The organism is Thiothrix winogradskyi (genome assembly GCF_021650935.1).
GTDB classification, from domain to species: domain Bacteria; phylum Pseudomonadota; class Gammaproteobacteria; order Thiotrichales; family Thiotrichaceae; genus Thiothrix; species Thiothrix winogradskyi.
In genome coordinates, this window is record NZ_CP091244.1 from 3,343,240 (window position 1) to 3,365,767 (window position 22,528).

Annotated in this window: 23 protein-coding genes and 2 pseudogenes; 11 read left to right on the plus strand and 14 right to left on the minus strand. The window is 49.0% G+C overall.

Features of this window, described 5'->3' with window-relative positions:
* The first annotated feature begins 40 nt into the window (after positions 1–40).
* Both L2Y54_RS16630 and purH read left to right on the plus strand, forming a co-directional pair.
* Positions 41–2,365 (plus strand): coiled-coil domain-containing protein, encoded by a 2,325-nt coding sequence (locus L2Y54_RS16630; RefSeq protein ID WP_236497735.1) that lies wholly within the window; start codon positions 41–43, stop codon positions 2,363–2,365.
* Between the two features lie 75 nt (positions 2,366–2,440).
* Complete coding sequence (purH, locus tag L2Y54_RS16635; protein WP_255697789.1) at positions 2,441–4,027, plus strand: bifunctional phosphoribosylaminoimidazolecarboxamide formyltransferase/IMP cyclohydrolase; 1,587 nt, start codon at positions 2,441–2,443, stop codon at positions 4,025–4,027.
* A 47-nt stretch (positions 4,028–4,074) separates the two neighbouring features.
* Here the strand turns inward: purH and L2Y54_RS16640 are convergent, their stop codons facing one another.
* From L2Y54_RS16640 to L2Y54_RS16655, 4 genes are all read right to left on the minus strand, one after another.
* Positions 4,075–4,434 carry a hypothetical protein gene (locus tag L2Y54_RS16640; RefSeq protein WP_236497737.1) on the minus strand — a complete coding sequence of 120 codons (360 nt, stop codon included), beginning with the start codon at positions 4,432–4,434 and terminating at the stop codon, positions 4,075–4,077.
* A 110-nt stretch (positions 4,435–4,544) separates the two neighbouring features.
* Positions 4,545–5,270, minus strand: a complete 726-nt coding sequence (locus L2Y54_RS16645; protein ID WP_236497738.1) for an arginyltransferase — start codon at positions 5,268–5,270, stop codon at positions 4,545–4,547.
* 3 nt (positions 5,271–5,273) lie between these two features.
* Positions 5,274–5,978 carry a Crp/Fnr family transcriptional regulator gene (locus L2Y54_RS16650; protein WP_236497740.1) on the minus strand — a complete coding sequence of 235 codons (705 nt, stop codon included), beginning with the start codon at positions 5,976–5,978 and terminating at the stop codon, positions 5,274–5,276.
* An 86-nt stretch (positions 5,979–6,064) separates the two neighbouring features.
* Complete coding sequence (locus L2Y54_RS16655) at positions 6,065–6,715, minus strand: Tll0287-like domain-containing protein (RefSeq protein WP_236497742.1); 651 nt, start codon at positions 6,713–6,715, stop codon at positions 6,065–6,067.
* A gap of 357 nt (positions 6,716–7,072) precedes the next feature.
* On the opposite strand from L2Y54_RS16655, the gene L2Y54_RS16660 reads away from it, so the two are divergent.
* The 5 genes from L2Y54_RS16660 (at position 7,073) to L2Y54_RS16680 (ending at position 12,882) form a co-directional block, all read left to right on the plus strand.
* Complete coding sequence (locus tag L2Y54_RS16660; RefSeq protein WP_236497744.1) at positions 7,073–8,014, plus strand: MbnP family copper-binding protein; 942 nt, start codon at positions 7,073–7,075, stop codon at positions 8,012–8,014.
* Positions 8,015–8,027: 13 nt separating this feature from the next.
* A complete protein-coding gene (locus tag L2Y54_RS16665; protein ID WP_236497745.1) occupies positions 8,028–9,212 on the plus strand; it encodes a methanobactin export MATE transporter MbnM in 1,185 nt (394 codons plus the stop codon).
* Positions 9,213–9,215: 3 nt separating this feature from the next.
* Positions 9,216–10,415 (plus strand): hypothetical protein, encoded by a 1,200-nt coding sequence (locus L2Y54_RS16670; RefSeq protein ID WP_236497747.1) that lies wholly within the window; start codon positions 9,216–9,218, stop codon positions 10,413–10,415.
* 91 nt (positions 10,416–10,506) lie between these two features.
* On the plus strand, positions 10,507–11,127 hold the full coding sequence (locus tag L2Y54_RS16675; protein ID WP_236497749.1) for a hypothetical protein: 621 nt from the start codon (positions 10,507–10,509) through the stop codon (positions 11,125–11,127).
* 48 nt (positions 11,128–11,175) lie between these two features.
* Positions 11,176–12,882 (plus strand): AAA family ATPase, encoded by a 1,707-nt coding sequence (locus tag L2Y54_RS16680; RefSeq protein WP_236497751.1) that lies wholly within the window; start codon positions 11,176–11,178, stop codon positions 12,880–12,882.
* Here the strand turns inward: L2Y54_RS16680 and L2Y54_RS16685 are convergent.
* On the minus strand, positions 12,879–13,331 hold the full coding sequence (locus tag L2Y54_RS16685; protein WP_236497752.1) for a Fur family transcriptional regulator: 453 nt from the start codon (positions 13,329–13,331) through the stop codon (positions 12,879–12,881). The two genes, L2Y54_RS16680 and L2Y54_RS16685, sit on opposite strands and share 4 nt — an antisense overlap.
* 109 nt (positions 13,332–13,440) lie before the next feature.
* Between L2Y54_RS16685 and L2Y54_RS16690 the strand changes: the two genes are divergently transcribed.
* The 3 genes from L2Y54_RS16690 to L2Y54_RS16700 are packed head-to-tail and all read left to right on the plus strand — an operon-like array spanning position 13,441 to position 16,392.
* On the plus strand, positions 13,441–14,718 hold the full coding sequence (locus L2Y54_RS16690) for a porin (RefSeq protein ID WP_236497754.1): 1,278 nt from the start codon (positions 13,441–13,443) through the stop codon (positions 14,716–14,718).
* Between the two features lie 9 nt (positions 14,719–14,727).
* Positions 14,728–15,624: a metal ABC transporter substrate-binding protein gene (locus tag L2Y54_RS16695; protein WP_236497755.1), complete on the plus strand. Its 897-nt coding sequence runs from the start codon at positions 14,728–14,730 to the stop codon at positions 15,622–15,624.
* Between the two features lie 3 nt (positions 15,625–15,627).
* Positions 15,628–16,392, plus strand: coding sequence for a metal ABC transporter permease (locus tag L2Y54_RS16700; RefSeq protein WP_236497757.1), 765 nt, complete (start codon positions 15,628–15,630; stop codon positions 16,390–16,392).
* Positions 16,393–16,423: 31 nt separating this feature from the next.
* Here L2Y54_RS16700 and L2Y54_RS16705 read toward each other — a convergent pair whose 3' ends face one another.
* The 9 genes and pseudogenes from L2Y54_RS16705 to L2Y54_RS16750 all read right to left on the minus strand — a co-directional run bounded on the left by L2Y54_RS16705 (position 16,424) and on the right by L2Y54_RS16750 (position 21,248).
* Positions 16,424–16,618, minus strand: coding sequence for a DUF2283 domain-containing protein (locus tag L2Y54_RS16705; RefSeq protein ID WP_210225818.1), 195 nt, complete (start codon positions 16,616–16,618; stop codon positions 16,424–16,426).
* A 270-nt stretch (positions 16,619–16,888) separates the two neighbouring features.
* Positions 16,889–17,026 carry a hypothetical protein gene (locus L2Y54_RS16710; protein WP_236497759.1) on the minus strand — a complete coding sequence of 46 codons (138 nt, stop codon included), beginning with the start codon at positions 17,024–17,026 and terminating at the stop codon, positions 16,889–16,891.
* 33 nt (positions 17,027–17,059) lie between these two features.
* Positions 17,060–17,353, minus strand: a complete 294-nt coding sequence (locus tag L2Y54_RS16715) for a hypothetical protein (protein WP_236497761.1) — start codon at positions 17,351–17,353, stop codon at positions 17,060–17,062.
* Positions 17,346–17,981: a nucleotidyltransferase domain-containing protein gene (locus L2Y54_RS16720; RefSeq protein WP_236497762.1), complete on the minus strand. Its 636-nt coding sequence runs from the start codon at positions 17,979–17,981 to the stop codon at positions 17,346–17,348. Before L2Y54_RS16720 ends, L2Y54_RS16715 begins: the two co-directional genes overlap by 8 nt.
* Before the next feature lies 1 nt (position 17,982).
* A complete protein-coding gene (locus tag L2Y54_RS16725; RefSeq protein ID WP_236497764.1) occupies positions 17,983–18,792 on the minus strand; it encodes a pentapeptide repeat-containing protein in 810 nt (269 codons plus the stop codon).
* A gap of 104 nt (positions 18,793–18,896) precedes the next feature.
* Positions 18,897–19,256, minus strand: coding sequence for a hypothetical protein (locus tag L2Y54_RS16730; protein ID WP_236497766.1), 360 nt, complete (start codon positions 19,254–19,256; stop codon positions 18,897–18,899).
* Positions 19,257–19,395: 139 nt separating this feature from the next.
* Positions 19,396–20,263 (minus strand): annotated as a pseudogene (locus L2Y54_RS21990) (IS982 family transposase).
* A 75-nt stretch (positions 20,264–20,338) separates the two neighbouring features.
* Entirely contained in the window at positions 20,339–20,704 is a 366-nt protein-coding gene (locus L2Y54_RS16745) for a hypothetical protein (RefSeq protein WP_236497767.1), read from the minus strand.
* A 151-nt stretch (positions 20,705–20,855) separates the two neighbouring features.
* Complete coding sequence (locus tag L2Y54_RS16750) at positions 20,856–21,248, minus strand: hypothetical protein (protein ID WP_236497769.1); 393 nt, start codon at positions 21,246–21,248, stop codon at positions 20,856–20,858.
* A gap of 220 nt (positions 21,249–21,468) precedes the next feature.
* On the opposite strand from L2Y54_RS16750, the pseudogene L2Y54_RS16755 reads away from it, so the two are divergent.
* A pseudogene (locus L2Y54_RS16755) lies at positions 21,469–22,508 on the plus strand (IS5 family transposase).
* The last annotated feature ends 20 nt before the right edge of the window (positions 22,509–22,528 follow it).

Sequence of the window (22,528 nt, forward strand, 5' to 3'; positions counted from 1 at the left end):
GCTCCCTGTTATTGTGTGCCAGTAGTGCTTAGGAATTATCATGAAATTGGAAGAAAAGGATCTCGACATCTTTAAAAAGCTGGATTCAAACGTTTATCTGACCCTAAATGATAAGCAGGAATTGAAAACCAGTGTGGATGAATTAGCCCTGCGCTTACAGGAACGTGAGCAGCGCTTGCGCGAAATATCGGGATTATTGCTGGAAAAAGACGGGCATATCCGGGTACGTGACGCCCGCATTGACGAGCGCGACAAGCGCATGGAAACCCTCGCACGCTTGCTGGGGGAAAAAGAAAAGCTACTCACCCAACAAAACCAATTACTCGAAGAAAAAGAAAAAGCCCTACGCAGCCGTGATGAAGGCGTGGTCAACCGCGACCGTGCCGTACAACAGCGCGATACCATGCTGAGTGACCGTGAGGCTCGCTTAAGTACGCTGGAACAAAACCTCGCGCATTACGAAAAACTGTTGCAGGAAAAAGAACTGCAAATCCAGATGCGTGACCGCAGTCTCGAAGACAAAGACCGCTCACTCTCGCGCATTGACCAAGCCATTCAAAGCAAAGACAAACTGCTGCAAAGCCGCGATGACAGCATCGGCAAAAAAGATCAGCAATTGCTGGATCGCGAAGCCTTATTACAAGAACGTACTCGTCAAACCCTAGAGCAGGAAAAAATGCTCAAGGAACGCGACAAGCACCTCAGCGAACGCGATAACCACGTCTCAGAGCGGGATCGCCAACTCGCCGCCCGCGATTCCCACATCGACCTTGCTAACCAGCATTTGCAAGCGCGTGACCGCACCATTGCTGACCGTGATCAACAAATTCAAAACCGCGAAATGTTGCTTAAAGAAAAAGCAACAATGCTGCAAGAACGTGATCAACGCATTGGCATTCAGCAACAGCAGGTCGAAAAGCGCGACACCACCCTCAGTCAACGCGACCGCGAACTCAGCGAACGCGACCGCACCGTTGCCGAACGTGATAACGAATTGCGCCTGCGGGAAGAAGCCATTCGCAACCGTGACCAGCAAGGGCTGGATTTCCTGCAAACCATCCGCGAACTCGAAGACCATTTGCAGGAACGTGACGGTCAACTAACCGAACGCGACCGCCAACTGATGATGCGTGACGAGCGCATCAATAAAGCAGATGAAGATTTGCGCGACCGTGACACGCGCCTGTCCAGCCGTGACCGCACGGTCGAAGAACGCGACGTACAAATTACCGAACGCGACCGCCGCGTCAAAGAACGTGATATTTCCCTGCGCGAGCGCGATACCCGTATCAGTGGGCAAGACTTGCAACTGCGCGAGCGCGACAAGCAATTGCAATTGCGCGATTCGCAAGTCCAAAGCCGCGATGTCACCATCGGCGAACGCGACCACAGCATCAAGGAACGCGATTCCCACATTACCCAAGTCAACGGGCAAATGCAGGAACGCGATGAAACCATTCATGCGCGTGATTCACTGCTGACCGAGCGCAATGCGGCGATTCAGCAACGTGACGACACGGTACGGGAACGCGATTTCCAACTCACCGAACGTGAGCAAACCATCCAGCAACGCGACACCTCACTGCAAGAGCGCGACCGCCACATTCAAAATTTGGGTGAATTTCTCACTGAACGCGACAGTAGCCTGCAAGTTCGCGATACCGAAATTGCCGCGCGGGATGAGCAAGTTCGTAACCTGCAACTGGAAGTGCACCTGCGTGACCAAAGCATTGCCGAACGTGATGTGCAATTACAACTCCGCGACCAAACCGTGCAAGACCGGGATGAATTCCTCTCCGAACGCGAAGAAACCCTTTCCGAACGTGACGCTACTGTTGCGGAACGTGACGCACAAATCGAACAACGTGACCTGCAACTGCAACACAAAGAAGAAGCGTTACAAGCCCGTGACCAGCAAGTACACCTGCGCGATACCGAGATTGCCAAGCGCGATACCAGCCTGCACGAACGCGAGGTCACCGTCTCGCAACGCGACGCACAACTGCAAGCACGGGATGAGCAACTCAATAAACGTGACACCAGCCTGCATGACCGTGACCAGACCATTGTGGCGAAAGAAGCGCATATCCGCCGCCGCGATGAGCGCTTGCAAGAACTCACCTTGCGCATCCAGCATCTGGAAAACACCCTGAAAGAAAACCAGCAACAGTTACAAAACCGTGATGAATCCCTGCACCAACGCGATTTAATTATTGCGCAACGTGACCGCCAGATCGACAAACTGGATAAAAGCGTGGTCAAGTATGCAGCTAGTTCACAAAGCCTATTTATTAAAGGTGCAGTAACCGGCTTAATTGCCGCCTTGGTATTTGTGTTAGGGCTACGCTTAATGGCAATTATCTAAGCAGCACAGACGGCATTGCAGCAAACCACCCCACGGCATAGAATACCGTGTTTTTCGCCCCAGGATGCACACACGATGACGACTGCCTCTAACCTGCCTGTCACCCGCGCTTTGCTGAGCGTTTCCGACAAATCCGGCGTACTGGAATTTGCCCGGTTCCTGCACAGCCAAGGCGTACATTTACTCTCCACAGGTGGCACTGCCAAACTGCTGGCGGATAATGGCGTACCCGTCACCGAAGTTTCCGACTACACCGGCTTCCCGGAAATGATGGACGGGCGTGTCAAAACCCTGCACCCCAAAATTCACGGCGGCATTTTGGCGCGTCGTGGACAAGATGATGCGGTCATGGCAGAACACGGCATCGGGCGCATCGACCTGATCGTGGTCAACCTTTACCCGTTTGAATCGACTGTTTCCAAACCCGGTTGCACCTTTGAAGACGCCGTTGAAAACATCGACATCGGCGGTCCCACAATGGTACGCGCCAGTGCCAAAAACCACGCGCATGTGACTATCGTGACTGAACCCGGCGATTACGACCGCATTCAGGCAGAAATGGAAGCCAGCGCAGGCTGCATTAGCCCTGCTACCCGTTTTGACCTTGCAATTAAAGCGTTTGAACACACCGCACGTTACGACGGCATGATTGCCAACTATTTCGGCGCACGGGTCGGCGAAGCCAGCCATGCAGCACCGGCAACGTTCCCGCGCACGTTTAGCCTGCAAGTTGAAAAGAAGCAAGATTGCCGCTACGGTGAAAACAGTCACCAAGCAGGCGCGTTTTACGCGGAATACAACGCCCCACAAGGCAGCATTGCTACCGCCATCCAGATTCAAGGCAAGGAATTGTCTTACAACAATATTGCCGATACCGACGCGGCACTCGAATGCGTCAAGCAATTCGACGGCGCACCGGCTTGCGTTATCGTCAAGCACGCTAACCCTTGCGGCGTTGCCATTGGCGCGAATTTGCTGGAAGCCTACAACCGTGCTTACAGCACTGACCCTGAATCCGCGTTCGGCGGCATTATTGCATTCAACCAACCGCTAGATGGCGAAACCGCAAAAGTGATCGTGGATCGTCAGTTTGTGGAAGTCATTATCGCACCGGGAGTTTCGCCTGAAGCCGTTGCGGTCGTCGCTGCCAAGAAAAACGTGCGCTTGTTGACCGTGGATATGTGGAGTGGTGACGTTCCCAATCGTCTCGACTTCAAACGGGTTAACGGTGGCTTGCTGGTGCAAACGGCTGACATCGCGTTGCTGGATGAGCTGAAAGTCGTGTCTACGCGCCAACCTTCTGAGGCTGAATTGCTGGATCTACAATTTGCTTGGAAGGTTGCCAAATTCGTTAAATCCAACGCTATTGTGTACGCGAAAGGCAATATGACCATTGGCGTGGGTGCGGGTCAAATGAGCCGTATCAATTCCGCACGGATTGCGGGGATCAAGGCGGAACATGCTGGGCTGGTCGTACCAGGTTCGGTGATGGCATCGGATGCGTTTTTCCCCTTCCGTGATGGTATCGACAGTGCTGCGGCAGCGGGGATCAAAGCAGTGATTCAGCCGGGTGGCTCGATGCGTGATGAAGAAGTGATTGCTGCGGCGAACGAGCATGGCATGGCAATGGTGTTCACCGGGATGCGTCATTTCAGGCACTAATCGCTAATCAATAGTCACCACAAAAAGGGCGCAATATGCGCCCTTTTTCAAAATGGTACGTGGAACAGTTGGCGAATGCCTTGTTTCATGCGACTGCTGGCACTTTCTGATTGTGATTGCGAGGCAGCAAAGACTTCACGCGGCGTGTAACCGAAGGTTTCATTAAACATGCCGAAGTCGATACGAAAACTTTCACCTTCTACGTAATAAGAAAGCAATTCAACTAACGGCATTTCACGGTCATGATGCGGCTTAACGGTTTTGATAAAACCTTGACGGCTTAGCTCGGTTGTCGCCTTCACAATGCGTTTGCGATTATTTTCATCAACAACATGCCATGCGATTAAACCACTTTCCGGGGTCGCCTGATCATGGTCAATGGCTTTTAGGGTAAATGTCTTAATCATTGTCGTTTCCTGTGCCCATCAGTAGTAACAAGGTATCATAAAATCTATGAATGATACAGATAAGCTAATGAACTAAAGATGAACAGAGAACAAGTATCAAGCAATCAAACCTAGCTTGCAGCTAACGGGATCCAAGTACCATTGACTAAACCCTCCATTGGCTGAAAATTAATTTTATAACGCATTTTAGGCGATTCTGCTATCCAATAGCCGGGGTACACAAACCGTAAACCGCATTGACGCGCTTGCTCAATTTGCCACAGTACCGCGAACGTGCCTAAGCCGCGCGACTCACTGGCAGACGGATCAAAAAACGTGTAAACGGATGACAAGCCATCTTTTAACTCATCCACAGCCGCCACTGCTAACAGATGATCCTGATCCCAAAACTCGACCAACAGCGTTTTACACCAATGATTCAGCAAAAACCCGGCAAACGTATCCATATCATCCGTATCCATACCCCCGCCGGTATGGCGTTGCTTAATATAATGCCGGTACAAAGTGGCATATTCACGCTTGAAACCACGGCGATTCACCACCACCCGCAAGTCCTGATTACGTTTCCAATTGCGCCGTTGGGAACGGTTAGGTTGGAAAGTACTGACCGGAATGCGGCTGGAAACACAAGCGCTGCAATGACGGCAATGCGGGCGGTAAACATCATCACCACTACGCCGGAAACCACTGTCCAACAAGCGCCCATACAACTCAGCGGTCATCTTGTAGCCGGGGTCAACCAGCAGGTTCATCGCCTGACGTTCAGGTAAATAGGGGCAAGGATGCACGGCAGTAATATACAGGTTAAGACTGGCTTCTGCGGACATCCGGTTCATCGTTTAGCAACTCCCGCTGGAACAGGCCGCCTTACGCAATCCATCAACATTTTCAAGCTGGATGCTGCCGCGTTGTTCGTTAAGAAAACCCTGACGTTTCCAATCGGACAAGAAACGGCTCACGGTTTCGATGGTTAACCCCAATAATTCCCCGATTTCGGCGCGTGACAGGGATAAAGCCACCCAACCACCATTGCTGTTTTCACACCAACGGATCAGGAAAGACGCCAAGCGTTCGGCGGCTTTTTTCGCACCGAGTTCCAACATCATGTCCTCGGCTTCACGCAAATGCTGGATCCAACGCTTCATCATGGTGTTTTCGATTTCAGGGTTTTGTTTTTTTAATTCAGACAGTTCCGCCAATGGCAAACGGCAAACTTCAATATCATTCAGAGGAATCGCGGTATGATTGTAAGCTTCCCCGGCAAAACCATCGAAACCAAATAAATCACCGGTGCGCAACACCCGTACAATTTGGGTACGCCCGTTAGGCAGGGTTTTAATCAGCTTCACCAAGCCTTTGCGCAAGGTAAAGGCATTCAGGGAATTATCGCCCTGATGGTAAACCGTTTCATCGGCAGCATAGGTGACGACAGACGGTTGGAACGCCTGTATTTCGATGAGCTTATCCCGTGGCAATTGCGCAAAAATACTCAAATGCCGAATCTGGCAGGATTGGCAGTGTCCCCTACCCTTGATGTTTGACATACCCTCTCCTTCGTTTTACCGCCAGTACAACGGTATATTACCCTTATACTCTAAGTGTATGGAGAGGGTATGGCAAGAAGCCAGCGTTACTGCGCGAGATTTTTCACGACAACAAAAGCACCGCGCAAATCGCCTTCTTTATAACCGGTGGCTTTGTCTTGCGGGTACAGCTCCGTTAACTTCGCAGTAACGGCGGGGCTGAGTTCTGTGCCGTGGCATTTCAAGCACACCGCAGCGGTTGGAATCGCTTTCATAAAGCGGAATTCGTTATCCACAACTTCTGCATAAGCGATGGTTGCCGCGTCTTCACCTGCCGCTTTTTTCGCTTCAAAGTCATTCAGCACAGCGGTTTGCCATTCATTTGCCTGACCCATTACCGGGTTACGGTTTTTCAAGCTTACCCGGCTGACTTCCATGCCCTTTTCGGCTGAAACGGCTTTGGCAATTTCAGGCGCTTTGGTGTGGCAAATGCTCATCGCTTCCACCGGACCACCGGCTTGCATAGCAGCTTCGAGTTCGCCTTTCAGTGTGCCACCTAATGCTTGTACAGCACCTTTTGCCGATTCTACCAAGGCAGCTTTATCAACGGCTGGCGCAGCAGATGCCGGAGCCGTCTGCTGTGCTGCGGTTCCGGTTTGAGCCGGTGCAGCAGCAGGCGCTTCAGCGGCTTTCTCTGTTTTCTCGCCACAAGCTGTCAGCAAGGCAACCAAACTTACCATCACAATATACTTATTCATCTCAATCCCTACATTGGAAAACAATAACCTAAAAACACAGGCAACAAAGTGCCTAAACCTTTGTCGCCATGCATTGAAAAATCTCAAACATTATCGGCTAAGCCTGCTTCATCCTTGCTTAATAAATGCCACATCACGAAATTAACCTCCCCCTTTGAAACCTATCTGAATACGTATAGTTTGAAGTGAATCGCTTTCCAAATGCGTGAAATGACACAAACAACCGCGTCATTTTACACACCCACGCCAAACAAAAAACATAAATAATTGATTAAACTAGCCATTCAATCTGGCACAACATTTGCTATGGAGAATCACAAACCAATATTGATATTTCTCAAACGGAAAGGTGGACGCATGAACCAAACAACCTCATTGAAAATCGGGCTGGCAGTGGCTGGCACTTTATTCCTAACTGCCTGCGGCGGTGGTAGCTCCAGCAGCAGTGACGCCACCGGCACTACCGCAGTAGCGGCAACCGCGCCCACCACCAGCCTAACCATCCCATTTGCTGCCAGATCAGGCACAACCAGTATCAGTTGTGATGCCACTTTAACCGGGCTAGGCACTTCCGGTGACAGCGCTAAAGTCAGAGATTTTGCTTTCTATGTGCATAACATTAGCTTGAAAACCAGTGACGGCAAAAGCATCACCGCCACGCTGGACGATAACAGCTTCCAAGACCCTAAATACGGTGTTGCATTGTTGGACTTCCAAGACAAAACCGATAGCTGTGCAGGCACAACCAAGCCCACCAATAAAGAAGTTAAGCTGAAAGCAGCAGTCGATCCTGCTACTATCACCGGCATTGAATTTACGGTCGGCATACCCGCCAGCACTAACCATCACAATGCCAGCACTGCTCGTACACCTTACAACCGCACCGGGTTATTCTGGGCATGGCAATCGGGTCACAAGTTCATGCGTTTGGATGTCAACCCCACCGCGATGGTTACAAAACTGGACAGTACCACCACCCCGACCTTTAACTTACACTTAGGTTCGACCGGCTGCACTGGCGATGCGGCGGCGGGTGCGGTGGTTTCTTGCACCAGCGCTAACCGCCCTGCGGTTAAGTTGGATGGATTCAAAGCCACTGGCGCGACCACTAGCACCATTTTGCTGGATTACGCAAAAGTTGTCGCGGGCACCAATATCAATCTCGATACGGGTAGTGCAGTTGGCTGCATGTCAGGTCAAGATGATACGGATTGCCCCGCTATCTTCAATAATCTGGGCTTAGCGCATCGCTTGGGTGGCAGCACGACAGGAACCCAACAAGTCTTTAGCATTCAATAGACGAGTATTCATATTGTCTTATTTAGTCAATGTAAGCAGCGCAGCCTTGCTATTAGGCTGCGCGATATTGCTGGCAGGTTGCCCGCAAAAGGACAGTCGTACCACCATCAATACCGGAGACGGTACGACCTTTGCCAGCCGCGATTTTAATTGGAATATTCCGGCAGATTACCCCTTGCCGGTTGTTCCCATCAGCAACCCGTTGACGGAAGAAAAGTTCCAGCTTGGCAAGCACTTATTCTATGACCGGCGCTTATCCGGGAATGGCACACAAGCCTGTGCGTCTTGCCATATCCAAGCACTGGCTTTTTCTGATGGTGTGACCCTGCCACTGGGTTCAACCGGTGAAATGCATCCGCGCCATTCGCAAGCCTTGGTAAATATTGCCTACAATGCTTCGGTCAATTGGGGCAACCCCACGACGGTGACATTGGAGCAGCAAGCACCTATACCTATTTTCGGCGAATTCCCCGTAGAACTCGGTGTCAATGACGACAATAAAGAGGCGGTACTGGCACGTTTCAGGGCAGAACCCCGCTATACCGGGCTGTTTAGCCGGGCGTTTCCGGGGGAAACTGACCCGATTAATTTCGATAATATTATCCGGGCGTTAGCCAGTTTTGGGCGCGGTTTAAACAGTTTTAACACACCGTTTGACCGGCATGAAGCCGGGGATACGACCGCGTTATCGTCCTCTGCTATCCGGGGGATGCGCCTATTTTTTGATGAAAAAACCGAGTGCTTCCATTGTCACGGTGGCTTGAACTTTACCCAATCGTCTTTTGACCGAACCCAGTTGTTTGCGGAAATGGTGTTTTTCAATAACGGTCTATACAACCTTGATGGCAGAGGTCGCTACCCCGAAGGTGGCGAAGGCATTTATGAAATCACCGGTAAACCTGAAGACATGGGGCGTTTCCGCCCACCCACACTGCGCAATATCGCCTTGACTGCGCCCTATATGCACGATGGCAGCATTGCCACCCTAGAAGAAGTCGTTCGCCACTACGCGGCTGGCGGACGCAATATCACCACCGGACCGAATGCCGGTGATGGGCGGCTCAACCCCAATAAAAGCAGTTTCGTGCGCCCCTTCGATCTGACCGAACAAGAATTGCAAGATATGGTCGCCTTTCTGGAAAGCCTCACCGATGACGACTTTGTGACCAATCCGCGTTTTGCCAACCCTTGGGAATAAACCATGCTCCGCACTGTTACAAGTTTCGCCTTATTGGCAGCACCACTGGCGGTATTCGCCCACACCGACGCGCATAAGCACACACCAGAGCCGACCACCACCACCGAAGTCGGGGCGGCTGCCAGCATGACTTGGCATTCGCAAGGCGCGGCAGACAGTGACGGGTTGTGGCGCATCCCCGGTGTCATGATGGGCGGACACGCTTTGCCCGTCGAAAAAGGTGGCAAGCTGGACGATGCCATCCTGTGGGGTTCACACCGTTTGGGTGAACGCACCACGGTCAGTGCCAAAGCCGGGGTACACAACGATGGCTCAACCAGTATTGAACTGGAAAACCTAACGTTGGATTACCAGCCGAATACGCGCAAACCCGTTACCCTAAGCGCGGGCTTGCTGGAACCGGCTTTTACCCCCTCCGCACACCATCACCCCAGCACCGCCATCTTTGCGGAAAGTACCTTGCTGGCGGATGCATTCTGGGGCAGAAGCATTCATGACACGGGCGTGCGCGTCACGGGCAAGCCCACCCCCAACACCGAAGTCGGGATCGAAGTGTGGAACGGTGACTTTTTCCCCGCCAGCAGCGGCGAAGGGGCGCAGGATATTTACGCTAAATTTAACCACGAACGTGCAGGCTGGGATGTGAGCGGCGGCGCGTGGGTCATGCAAGCCACCGCCAAGCAGCGCAGTGATGACCGTTATTTCGATGCTGACCATTCCCACACCCCCAGCGGCGTAACCTTGACCGATGTGCAATTCAGCGGCGACACCCGCATGGCGGGTACGTGGTTTGCGCTCTCTGCCCCGGAAACACACGGCATTAAAGCAGGCTTGCATTACGAAGCAGCACAAGCGCAATCCAGCGGCACACTGGCGGATACCACCCGCCAAGCCAGCTATGAAAGCGATCATCTGGCGTATGCCGTGACCCCCAATGTGGCATGGCGCAATGTAAAACTCAGTTATCGACTGGAAAAGCTGTCATTGGAAAACGACCTCAGTGGCAATGGCGCACAAGTGTTAGCCGATGCAGCCAACCTGATTACCACTGCCAACCCCAAGCGCGAAACCGTGCAGGTGAATTGGCAACTCCATAAAAAAGTAGGCGCACGGCTGGCGTATACCAAAGATAAGACACTGGCGGAAAGCGACAATCGGGTCAGTGTTGGGTTAGTCTGGCAAGACACCTTATACAAAAAATAGGCTGCGTTATTTCATCCATACAACGCCCAACTGCACTATAGTTAAGGGGATGCAGGCACGAATCTGCATCTCTTTCAGTGAGGGCAATACCATGAAACGATTATTAGCCAGTGTTGCACTATGCGCTGCAACGGCGGGCGTACACGCGACAGTTTCCGAATACACCGAATTTTTTATCCCTTACGAACGGGCGCAAAGCGCTTATGTGTGTTTGGATCGCCAACTCATGGAGGCTGAATTTGGCATCCCCTTAGCCAGCCTGATGGAAGGCATTTTTTCCGAAACCAAAACCCTGCACCAACAACTTGGCGGCACCAGCATGTATAAGAACATCAACCTGCTGGTGAATGGCACAACCACGATTCCCTATACCTACAACTTTGACCGTTACACCAGCAGCGGCGTGTACGAGTATTCCTTCACGCTGGATATGGCAGGGTTTAACACGTTAAATGGTTCAACCGTTGCCGGGCGGCAAAAAACCAAAAACACTGCGAAACTGGCGTTAATTGCGATGGTGAAAACGGCAGAGGCTATCCACGGCGCGGGCAATTTCCGCTTGTGGGTAAAGTTTAACAACCTGCCATCACAAGCAGGGCTGAGTGGTAGTCTGGTGCATAGCGGCGGAGTCGATTGGCCTACGTGGCCTTACACCGCTTCGAGCAGCGTTTACACGACATACCGGACGGAGATGATCGCGTCGGGGTGTTAAGCACTCAATATGCTAAACTGAAGCCCTTGGAACAGTCGGAATGGCGCAATGAACTTAAAAATCCCCTACGGCGAAAGCAACTTCAAAAAAGTGATCAGTGAAGATTTTGTATACATCGACAAAACTCACTGCATCCCCTTGCTGGAGCAAGCGGGTAGTCACCTGTTCCTGATGCGTCCGCGCCGTTTCGGCAAAAGCCTGTTTCTGTCCATGCTGGAATATTACTACGATGTATCGCATCGGGATGAATTCGCCACCCTGTTTGGCAAGCTCCATATTGGGCAACACCCCACGCCGCTGCACAATACCTATCAAGTGCTGTTCATGGACTTCAGCGGTATTGATACCGATGGCGGACATGATGCCGTATTTGCCGAATTTGACCGCAATGTAGGGACTTGGTTGGGCAAATTCCTGGATCGTTATGGCTACCCTAAAACGCTTAGTCAAGTCGTTTTAGAACAACCCACACCATCCGCTAAAATGCGTGAATTCCTAATGGCACTGGGCGAACAAAAATTCCTGCTGCTGATCGACGAGTATGACCACTTTGCCAACAGCATCCTTGCGGATGATCTGCAACTGTTCCAGAAAATCATGGGCAAAGGCGGGTTTGTACGCAGTTTCTACGAAGTGCTGAAAACTGCGACCCAGCGCGGCACACTTGACCAGATGTTTGTCACAGGGGTTACGCCAGTGATGCTCGACAGCATGACCAGTGGCTTCAATATTGGCGTTAACTTGTCGCTGCATGAAGATTTCAACGAGGTGATGGGCTTTACCGAAGTGGAAGTCACGGGTTTACTTCAGCCGTTAGCAGATGCTTGCCCCGTTACACTGGAACAATTGCTGGTGGACACGCGCCGCTGGTACAACGGCTACCGCTTCAACCTCAAGGCGCAACAAAGCGTGTACAACGCCAATATGCTGCTGTATTTCGTCAAAAACTTTGATCGTATACGCTGCGAATACCCCAAGCCGATGCTGGATGAAAATATTGCTTCCGATTACGGCAAAATCATGAAGCTGTTCACCATCGGCAACCGCGATGACAATTTCGCGGTGCTGGATGAGTTGTTGAATGCAGGTGAAGTGCAAGCCACCCAACGGCGCAAGTTCGAGTTTGACAAAGGCTTTGACCGCAATGATTTTATCAGCCTAATTGCGTACATGGGGTTTGTCACGCTGGTGCGCGAATCGCTGGCGGGCGAGATATTTGCCATCCCTAATCATGTGATCCGCGAGTTGTACTTCCAGTACTTCAAGGTGGAAATCGAGCGACGCAACCAAATCACCATTTCCGACCGCACTTTGCTATTGGCAGTGGAAAAACTGGGTTTGTACAGCGACATCCAGCCGCTGGTGGCGGAACTGGAACGGGTACTGCAATTGCTCTCCAACCGGGATTCATTGTATCTGGATGAGGAACACATCAAGACGATTCTGCTGGCGTTGCTGTACCAATCTCCGGCGTATTTCATCCTGAGTGAACGCGAAATGGATAAGAAATACCCTGATATTTTGTTGCTGGAACGTAGCCCTTACAAGGTCAACTTCCAGCATTTGATTGAACTGAAATACAGCAAAAAAGGCGATGGTGACAAAGGCTGGGAAGCGAAGAAACAGCAAGGCATTCAGCAAGTGCAGGAATACCTGCAACTGCCGAGTATTAACGCGCTCAAGAATTTGAGTGCATGGCTGATCGTGACGGATACTCAGCGGGTGGAAGTGTTGCGCTTGGCTATTTGCAATTAACTTGCATGTTTGCTGCGGCAAGCTGGGCAACGCCCTTGCAGGTTCAGTTCCACCTCGTCTATCTGGTAGCCGCTGGGCAAGGCAAACAGCAAGGTGGGTTGCAGGCTTTCCAGACAGAACACTTGCGCACAGTCCTTGCAGTGGAAATGTGCGTGCTGGTGGGGTACTCCCGCTTGTGCATTGTAACGCCAAGTGCGGTCTGCCCCAGAGATCTTGTGTGCTAACCCCTGCTCCACCAACCAATCCAAGGCGCGGTAAAGGGTCACGCGATCAACAATCAAGCCTTGCTGGAGTGCGGTTTGTTCGATTTCCTGATGGCTCAGGGCAGCATTGGCATTGAGCAAAATGCTCAGTACCCCGACCCGTGCAGGTGTTACCCTGCCACTGGTGTGTTGGAGCAGGTTACGGGCGGCGAGTTCGCCGTCGGGAAGCGGGTTGAATTGGGTCATATTTGCCACTCGTTAGCGTCTAATATTTTGCAACAGTATTGCATTTAGTTCCTCAATGCACGTACCATTTGCCCCATTATAAACATCCAAGCACCGATGGGGTGAAGATATGCAACTGACACCGACTACCTTGGCTATTACCATTGCCGCTGCACTGGCAGCGCCTGCCGCTTTCGCCGACACCACTGCCAACTGGCAAGGCAGCCTGATTGTTGAGGGCATCTATTTCGACAGTAACAAGGACGAAGCCACCCACGCGGAAGGCGAAGAAGAGGCACACGAACACGCTCACCTGCCCGGCTTCCCGGCTGGCGGACACGACCACGGCTTCCGTGAAGGCTTGCACGCCGGGCATATCGAAGGGGTTGTTTCCGGCAATATCAGCGACAAACTCAAAGCCCGCGCTACCGTTGGTATTTTGGATACCGAAGACGGTATTGAAACCGAACTCGAAGAAGCGTTCGTGGAAACCCAAGGCTTGGGCAAGGGTGTGACCGTCAAAGCCGGGCGCTTTTTCTCCGATGTCGGCTACCTGAGCAGCAAACATAACCACGAATGGGATTTCGCCGATACGCCTTTGGTTTACAAAGGCATGTTTGGCGAGCATACCAATGATGACGGTGTGCAGCTCAGTTACGTCGCCCCTACCCAGCAATTTGTGCAAGTAGGGACAGAATTGTTCAAAGGCGATAAGTTCCCTGCTGGCAATAGCGATGATACGGTCGGGGCAGCCACCGTCTTCGCCAAAACCGGCGGTGACATTGGCACGGATCATAGCTGGCAAGCCGGTGTCGGTCACTGGCGGGCAGACAGCATCAACGGGCGTGAAGGCGAATTGCACGAACATGAACGCGCCGATGGTTCCATGCATTCTGTCACCCCCAGCTTCAGCGGCAAAAGCCATATCAACAGCGTCAATGCCCTCTACAAATGGGCACCGAATGGCAATGCCAAAGAACGCAACCTGAAATTGCAGGCGGAATATTTCCAGCGTGACGAAGCTGGCACGATTGCCATGCTTAATACCGATGGCGGTATCGAACGTAACCTTAATTACGATGGCAAACAGGACGGCTATTACGTGCAAGGCGTTTACCAGTTCCGCCCGCACTGGCGCGTGGGGTTACGCCAAGACAAGCTGGGCAGTGATAATCAGTTGACGCAAGTCAGTGGCGCGGCGGCTACCGAACATCAGGTAGAAGCGACAGGGCTTGCCACCGAAGGCCATACCCCCAAACGCAACACCCTGATGGTGGATTACACCCCACGCGAATACAGCCGCTTACGCTTGCAGTTCAACGAAGACAACAGCACGCCGGAAACTGACAAACAGGTCATTCTGCAATACACCCACAGCTTCGGTTCGCACGGCGCACACAGCTTTTAAGGAGTCCGTATGAAACGTCTGATTCTCGCTGTCAGCCTATTGTGCAGCAGTGCACTGGCGCACGCCGACCTGAAAGTCTTTGCCTGTGAACCGGAATGGGGCTCACTGGCACAAACCATCGGTGGCGAAAAGGTTAGCGTCTATAACGCCACTACCGGCTTACAAGACCCGCACCATATCGAAGGTCGCCCCAGCCTGATTGCACAAGTGCGCAACGCTGACCTGCTGGTGTGTACCGGCGCAGAACTGGAAATCGGTTGGTTGCCGATCCTGCTGCAAAAATCCGGCAATGCCAAGGTGCAGGACGGGCAGCCGGGGTCATTCATGGCAGCGCAACAGGTGCAATTGCTCCACATTCCCGTGAAGGTTGAGCGCAGCGATGGCGATGTCCACGCCGACGGCAATCCGCACATTCAGACCGACCCGCGCCGCATTGCGCAAGTTGCCAAAGCACTGACGGAACGCATGGCACAACTGGATAGCGCCAATGCCGCGCATTACCAGCAAGGTTACGCCAACTTCAACACGCGCTGGCAGCAAGCGCTGCAAGGCTGGGCAAACAAGACGGCAAGCTTGCGCGGCACGCCGATCGTGGTGCATCACAAAAGCTGGGTCTACCTGCAAGACTGGCTCGGTTTGCAAGAAGTCGCCACACTCGAACCCAAACCCGGTATTCCGCCCACTACTGCGCACCTGACGAACGTGTTGCAGCAATTGCAAACCACGCCCGCCAAATTCGTGCTGCATTCGGCTTACGAAAACCCGCGTTCGGCACAATGGTTGTCGGGCAAGGCGGGGATTCCGGTGGTGATGTTGCCGTCTACGGTGGGTGGCACACCCGCAGCGACGGATTTGTTTACGCTGTTTGATGACATTATCCAACGCCTGACCAGCGTGCAGGGGTAACGGATGGATTGGGCATTGCAACTTTCCATCCTCGCGCCTGCACTGGTGGCGGGTTTGCTGGTATTGGCTACGCATATCCCGTTGGGGCGGGAGGTGTTGCGGCGCGGCATTATTTTCATCGACTTGGCGATTGCGCAGATTGCCGGGTTGGGGGTGATTGCCGCGCATACGCTGGGCTGGGAAGTGCATGGCTGGGAAACGCAGGTGATTGCGTTGAGTGCGGCATTGGGTGGGGCGGTGTTGCTGGGCTGGGCAGAAACGCGCTTGCAGCATCAACAGGAAGCCTTGATCGGGATTGTGTTTGTGTTGGCGGCGACGGGTGGTTTGCTGTTGCTGGCGAATAATCCGCACGGTGGCGAACATTTGCGGGAATTGCTGACCGGGCAAATCTTGTGGGTGAACTGGGCAGATTTAGTGCCGCTGGCAGTATTGGCGGGGGTGTTTTGGCTGGTGGTGTGGCAGTTTCCGCACTGGTTGCCTCGGCTGTTTGCGCGGCGCACTTTTTATCTGGTGTTTGCGGTGGTGATTACGTTTTCGGTGCAAATCGTCGGGGTGTATTTGGTGTTTGCCAGTTTGGTGATTCCGGCATTGGCGGTGATGGGCAAAGCGCAAGAGCAGCCTGCGTTGCTTCCGGCTTTTGGGTTGGGGGTGTTGGGTTATGCGGCGGGGATTGCGGTGTCGGCGTGGCTGGATTTGCCGACCGGGGCGAGTATTGTGTGGTTTTTGGCGTTGGCGGGGTTGGGGTATCGGTTGGCAATCAAAACATAATCAAAGAGTTTTGTGTATCAATAAACTGGAATCAGGCAGCCATCTTCATGGGAATGATAGGATAAAGCCCCTTCTCTTTGGCTTCGAGTATAACAATCTGAACGATATTGCCGTCTTTGTCGTAGCTGATATTGATGTTCCAACCCTGTGAGACCTCACGGACAATCGGGTTATTGCTGAATCGTTGAACCAGAATATCATCATCTTCATAGTATTTAATGTTCATCGCTCAACTCCCAGTTGATCATAACTGTCTTAATAATCAGGTTATTACGCTCAATCGCTGCGGCGCATATCATATTGTCCTGACGGGCAGCGTATGCTTTGTAAATCCACAGATGCTGGTCATCTTTATACTTAACATCGCCCGATTCTATCAGGTCAGCAAGAGTCGCCTCATCTATTATGTCGTTCAGCCATCTGCTCTGCTGCATGATAGGTGAGTACGACGGGTTTGTTGAAACGCTTACTGATCATGTAGGAAACTTCTGTTTTGTTACCTGCCTAGTGTCACCTGACAAGTAATGATGGTCAAGATCAAACTTTCTCGCGCATCAGGGCGACGCACCAATGCTTTAAAATCAGTCGTGTGGCACAATCTGTCACGCATCAGCGCACCGTGAACCATAGTCACTCGTTATGCTAGCACCCTGAATCTCTCGTTAGACTAAGCCGACAGTATCTTTTTAATCTTATAAGCTATATCATTAATTTCTTTTGATAAAAGTCGATAATCTTCAGTGATTTGCTCTTGGCTCTTATTTGCTAGAAAGAAAAGTTTCTTTGCAGCTTCTTTAATATTCAAAACAAGTTCCGATTCATGGTTTAATCTATTTGTAGCGCACCATCGGTCAATAGCCTTATGTGACAAAGCAAATAATTCTTCATGACAAAAATTATTTTTATTGACAATTTGCAAGATGCTTCTTTGAGCATCTATTCGATTACTAAATTCACTCATTGTTGTTACCTTCTAAATTCTCTATAAGAGAAAGCATCCATATTTTTATCGTCTCAATGCTATTAACTGCTATTAATATTTCCTGATTCGTTAATTTTTCTCCATATCCTCTTGTGCATAAAATTCTAGATCTTTCATAAAGCCTATAAACTTCTTCTGATATGGGAATACTAATATCTCCTAATCTTCTTGCTGAGTTTCTAGAAAAGTCTGGCTGATCAAATGCTTGCAATGAATAGCATGTTGCAATATTTCTGATAGACAAAAATATTGTAGAAAGATCAAATATTTTGCTATTAACTGATGAATATAATGAGTTCGATGCCTTTAAAAAAATATTATAAAATTTAGTACAATCAAATTTTGCGTTAGCATAAACCTTTGGCATCCCTAAATTTTGTAGTATATCTTTACCATCATCTGAATATATTAATTTAGATTCTAAGGCTAAGTGCCATGCAAATGGATTGCCTTCTTTCCAGATTTCTTTTAGGCGTGCTAACGTATATATGGAATAAATAGAAGGGTCAAATCGTGAGTCATAGCCATCAACGATAGCTAAAAGATCAATATCAGAACCTATATCAATCTCACCCCTGCAAACCGAACCGAAAGCATAAATGTGCATTTTATCGCCTGTTGAATCTTTTTATTATTATTGACATGAAAAACCCAAACATTACTAATCTTAAAAAAAGTATAAAGGCTAGTAACGCACTTGAGTAATATGTTGGATTTAAAACCCCTAGTAATATCTGCGGTGACTTTATGAAAGAGTTAATATAATCTGATATATTATTAATGTTGCCTGTACTAAACACATCAATAACAGTAATCCCTATAAGGATCACAATTATTGCTCTGATTAATTTTATAGTACTTTCTCCATTTCCCCATATAAGATCAAGCAGCCTAAACTCCAACCATTCAATAAAAGTTTTTAGTCTTTTAAATCCTTTGTACTTTTTTCTATAATAAGATTCTTTAGAAGCCCATGCTTTCTTCAAGTGAACTTCAGTTGCTTCAAGCTCAATACTAATTGCTTTATTAGCAGCTTGTGCATTTCCCTGTTGTTGAAAGTTCATTCTGAGAGAACGAGCAAATTTTAATTTAAGATTCTCAGAGCTGGGACAACTGTTGTCTAAAATATCATCATCCAGTTGTGTTCTTTCAAAAGTGGCATAATCAAATTTACAACCACTAAAGTTAGTCCCAAGAAGATTTGATCCAACAAATTTGCAGCCAGTAAAATCACAACTATCAAATGTGCAGTTTCTTAAATAGCAAGCATCAAAAATACAATATCTGAAGTCAACATTTGTAAATTGTATTTTTTTGGCTACCAACCTAACAAATAGGTTATTCAAAAAGCTCTCACTCTCTATATTAGAGGAGAATCTTTTATCTGTTTCAATTATTCTTCCACTATTTTGTAACATGATTGTGTGATCTATATTAGGTCTAACGTCAATATGACGGGCGCGGCGGGGAGTAAGTTGTTAAGAATCGCGGGCTGTCACCGCGTCCGTCATCGAACCACTCGTTATGCCATTGCTTTTATTGAATTGATAAGATTATCTCCAACAGTTTTTTCTATTAAAAGAGAGTCCTGAATGAACTGTGATAATCCTTTTTTTGTAGTAACAAATACATACGCCATACGGGCTGTTTTTTGATGGTGATAATTGACTACTAAAATTGATGAATCAACTTTAACAAGAGCATCATTTTTTAGTAAAAATAGGTCATCTTGGATTAAAAGTATTGGCATATATAGGAAATGCCGAAGAAATTTTTCTTCTGAATCATCATTGTGTCGGTTCTCCCAGTCTTCAACTTTTTCCTCACAATATTGAATTATTTTGGCTAGACCTGAATGTACGTTATCTGGATGCAAAGCCATTAAGTCATCATTTTTATTCTTTTTTTGAAAAGAACAGTATTGAGTAAAAATATTCTCCCTATTTGAGGTAATCAGACTGTCATAGTAAGTGTAATATTCATTATATTTAACCTGAGTTCGGGATAAGCCATCCCTCAATTTAGATCACAACCAATGCTGATGTTTTTAAATCCAGTGCTGGTTTTTTATCTTGATAGGCATATGACACCAAGCCAGCAATGATGTTAATCATATAGTTAGTGAGTGAACGGTGGCGTGAATGCTCAATTTGTGAAATATTTTTCAACTGATCATTGATGGTTTCGATGATGCTCCGTTTACGCAACATCAGTGTATCGAACGTGTCACGCGCCACGGGTTTCATGTTTTTCTTCAGCGAGGTAATCCATTCAACCCCTTGCTCTGCCAACGATTCTGTCAATGCCTTGGAAATGTAGCCACGATCACCAAAGACTTTGCCGACCACTTTTTTCAGCAACGTGGGAACGGGCTTACGGTCATCGGTATTACCCGAAGTAATGGCAAACGATAAAATATTGCCGCAGTCATCCACGACCAAATGAAGTTTGAACCCATAAAACCAGCCTGTTGACGATTTACCCCGCCTGCGTCTTTGCGAAAGGTGTGATGACGTGGAATACGCAAATTTTCACAGACTTTCAAGGGGTAGAGTCTATGAAGGCAATACCTCGCCCCGTTTCACAGCGTTGCTGCATAAACAGGGTTAGTGGCAAAAGAACACGCGGCATTAACTCAATAAAACGTTGATAACTAGGGAGTTGCGGGAAATGACCCTTAAGAAATACTTTGACATGACGCTCATAATACCACTTGAAAGTACGATACCCCACTTGGTGGTAATGCACCAAAATCGTCATGATTTCACTATCGCCAAGACCACTGTGGCGACGACGATGCCCGCCTTTCGGGGTCAATAACGTTTTGTTCCATTCGGGATGAAAGTCCTGACAAAAATCGTCAATGGCACAGAATAACCGTGTTAGCATCTCAGTAGCAGCCTTTGGTGGGGTCAATGTTGTGTGTGGTTACTCACATTCTCCCATGAAAGGCTGCGCCTTACCTTATCCCGAACTCAGGTTATATTTAACATTTTTTGGAATTGTAGTTGCTTCTTTCAATCCAAGATAGTCATCGACTCTAGGATTGAAATTAAACTCATTTAACAAAACTAACGGATATATGTTATTTTTTACCTCGAAAACAAATTCTATTTTTGCGCAAGTATGAAACTGACTTTTTGATGCATCCCAGTTATAGTATTCCGCAACTATATCTATTTCTCGACTTTTGCCTGAGAAAGGATCTTCAATAACAAGACTTGTTTCTACAAAAAATCCCCACTCAGAGAGTTTTTTAGCTACTTCAGATTCTAACAAATATCCTGATCTTGAAAGAGCTTCATACATTTCGTCGGTAGTAATATTCATGTTTTTAAGCATAACATCCAGCATGACGGGCGCGGCGGGGAGTAAGTTGGGTGAATTCGCGGGCTGTCACCGCGTCCGTCGTCGAAACATTCGTTAGCTTAATTAATAATAATTATTATTATAAATAGGTATAAAGTTATGGCTTTTGTTTCTAGCAGTCTGTTCCACCTTTTGCCCACTGTTTCATTTTTACAATATTTTCTTTCCAAATGCTATTTCCAGCAGTATATTTGATTTCTGTTTTATTTCCATTTTTTTTCAAACGAGCCACTAACCATATATTAGGGGATACTAACTCAGCTCCTGTTACAATCATAACCTCACCTGATACGTCATTAATGTTTGAAATTATATTGTAGTTAGTTGCTGAATTATTTGCGAAACAAAATTTAGTTGCTCTCGAAATATCGTTATATACATCAACTAGATTTTTATCTAGTATTTCTGCATCACTCGCTTCTATTTTATCAATGTCTTTTAATGATGACATTGAGGAACAAGAAGATATTGATATAATCATTAAGGCAAAAATTAGTTTTTTCATGAATTATTAACTCTTTGATGTTTTGGTTTAAAAAATTAATTAGCCTTTACTAATTGAGCTGGTGGTATTATAGGGATAGTAAATTGTATGCGGTTTACATTGCTATTTTCTACTGTTTTCTCTCCACTACCACCAAGACTAAAGGGAACCTCTAAAAACCCACTGATACCCACACAAATGTGAGAAAATGCTCATCTGAGCCACCGCCCCGTTACTAGCCATGCCCAAGAAAAGTGCCATCAAAACCAGTCTGTTTGCCGCCGAAGAGCGTGAACAGAAACTCGACCGCAAGGGCGACCTGCTGTCCACGCTGAACCAGCACGTCAACTTTGTCGCCTTGGCAGCAGAAATCGACCACATCGCCCCACGCCCAAGTGACAAGCGAGGAGGCCGTCCACCCTACCCAACGGAACTGATGGTACGGGTCTTGGTGTTGCAACACCTGTACAACCTGTCGGACGAGGCATTGGAATACCAATTGCTTGACCGGCTGTCGTTCCAACGGTTTTGTGGCCTGCGTCATTCCAGCACGATCCCGGATGCCAATACCTTGTGGGTATTCCGTGAACGGATCAGTGCGGCAGGTGGTGCGGATGCCCTGTTTGATGCCGTCCAACGGCAATTACAACAACACGGTTTTATTGCCCGTGGTGGTCAAATCGTCGATGCCACGCTGGTGGAAGCCCCTAAACAACATTTCCACAAAGAAGAAAAAGCGCTGTTGGAACAAGCGGCAACACCCGCTGGCTGGACACCTGCCAACGTCGCCAAAAGGATACGGAAGCAAGCTGGACGAAAAAACACGGCAAAAGCTACCACGGCTACAAACTCAGTATCAGTGCCGATCGGAAATACAAACTCATCCGCAAACGCCACATCAGCACCGCCAAAGAGCATGACACCAACCATTTTGAAGCGGTGCTTGACCGAGCCAACACCAGCCGTGACGTATGGGCGGACAAAGGTTATGAAGACCAATCCCGTGAACAACGCCTCAACCAAGGTAGCTGGCGGTTACACATCCAGCACAAAGCCAAGAAAGGCAAGCCGCAATCCGACTGCCAGAAACGCCGCAACACCCGCATCGCCAGACCCCGCGCACGGGTTGAGCATGTGTTTGGGTCAATCTGTGCGATGGGTGGCAAAGCCATCCGCAGCATTGGGTTGGCACGGGCAGTATTCGGCCTCAGCATCAAAGCAACCGTGTATAACCTGCGTCGGCTCTGTTCGCTCAGAGAGGGCGGAGTTGTGCCCATTTGATGGAGAAATTCCCGAAAAAA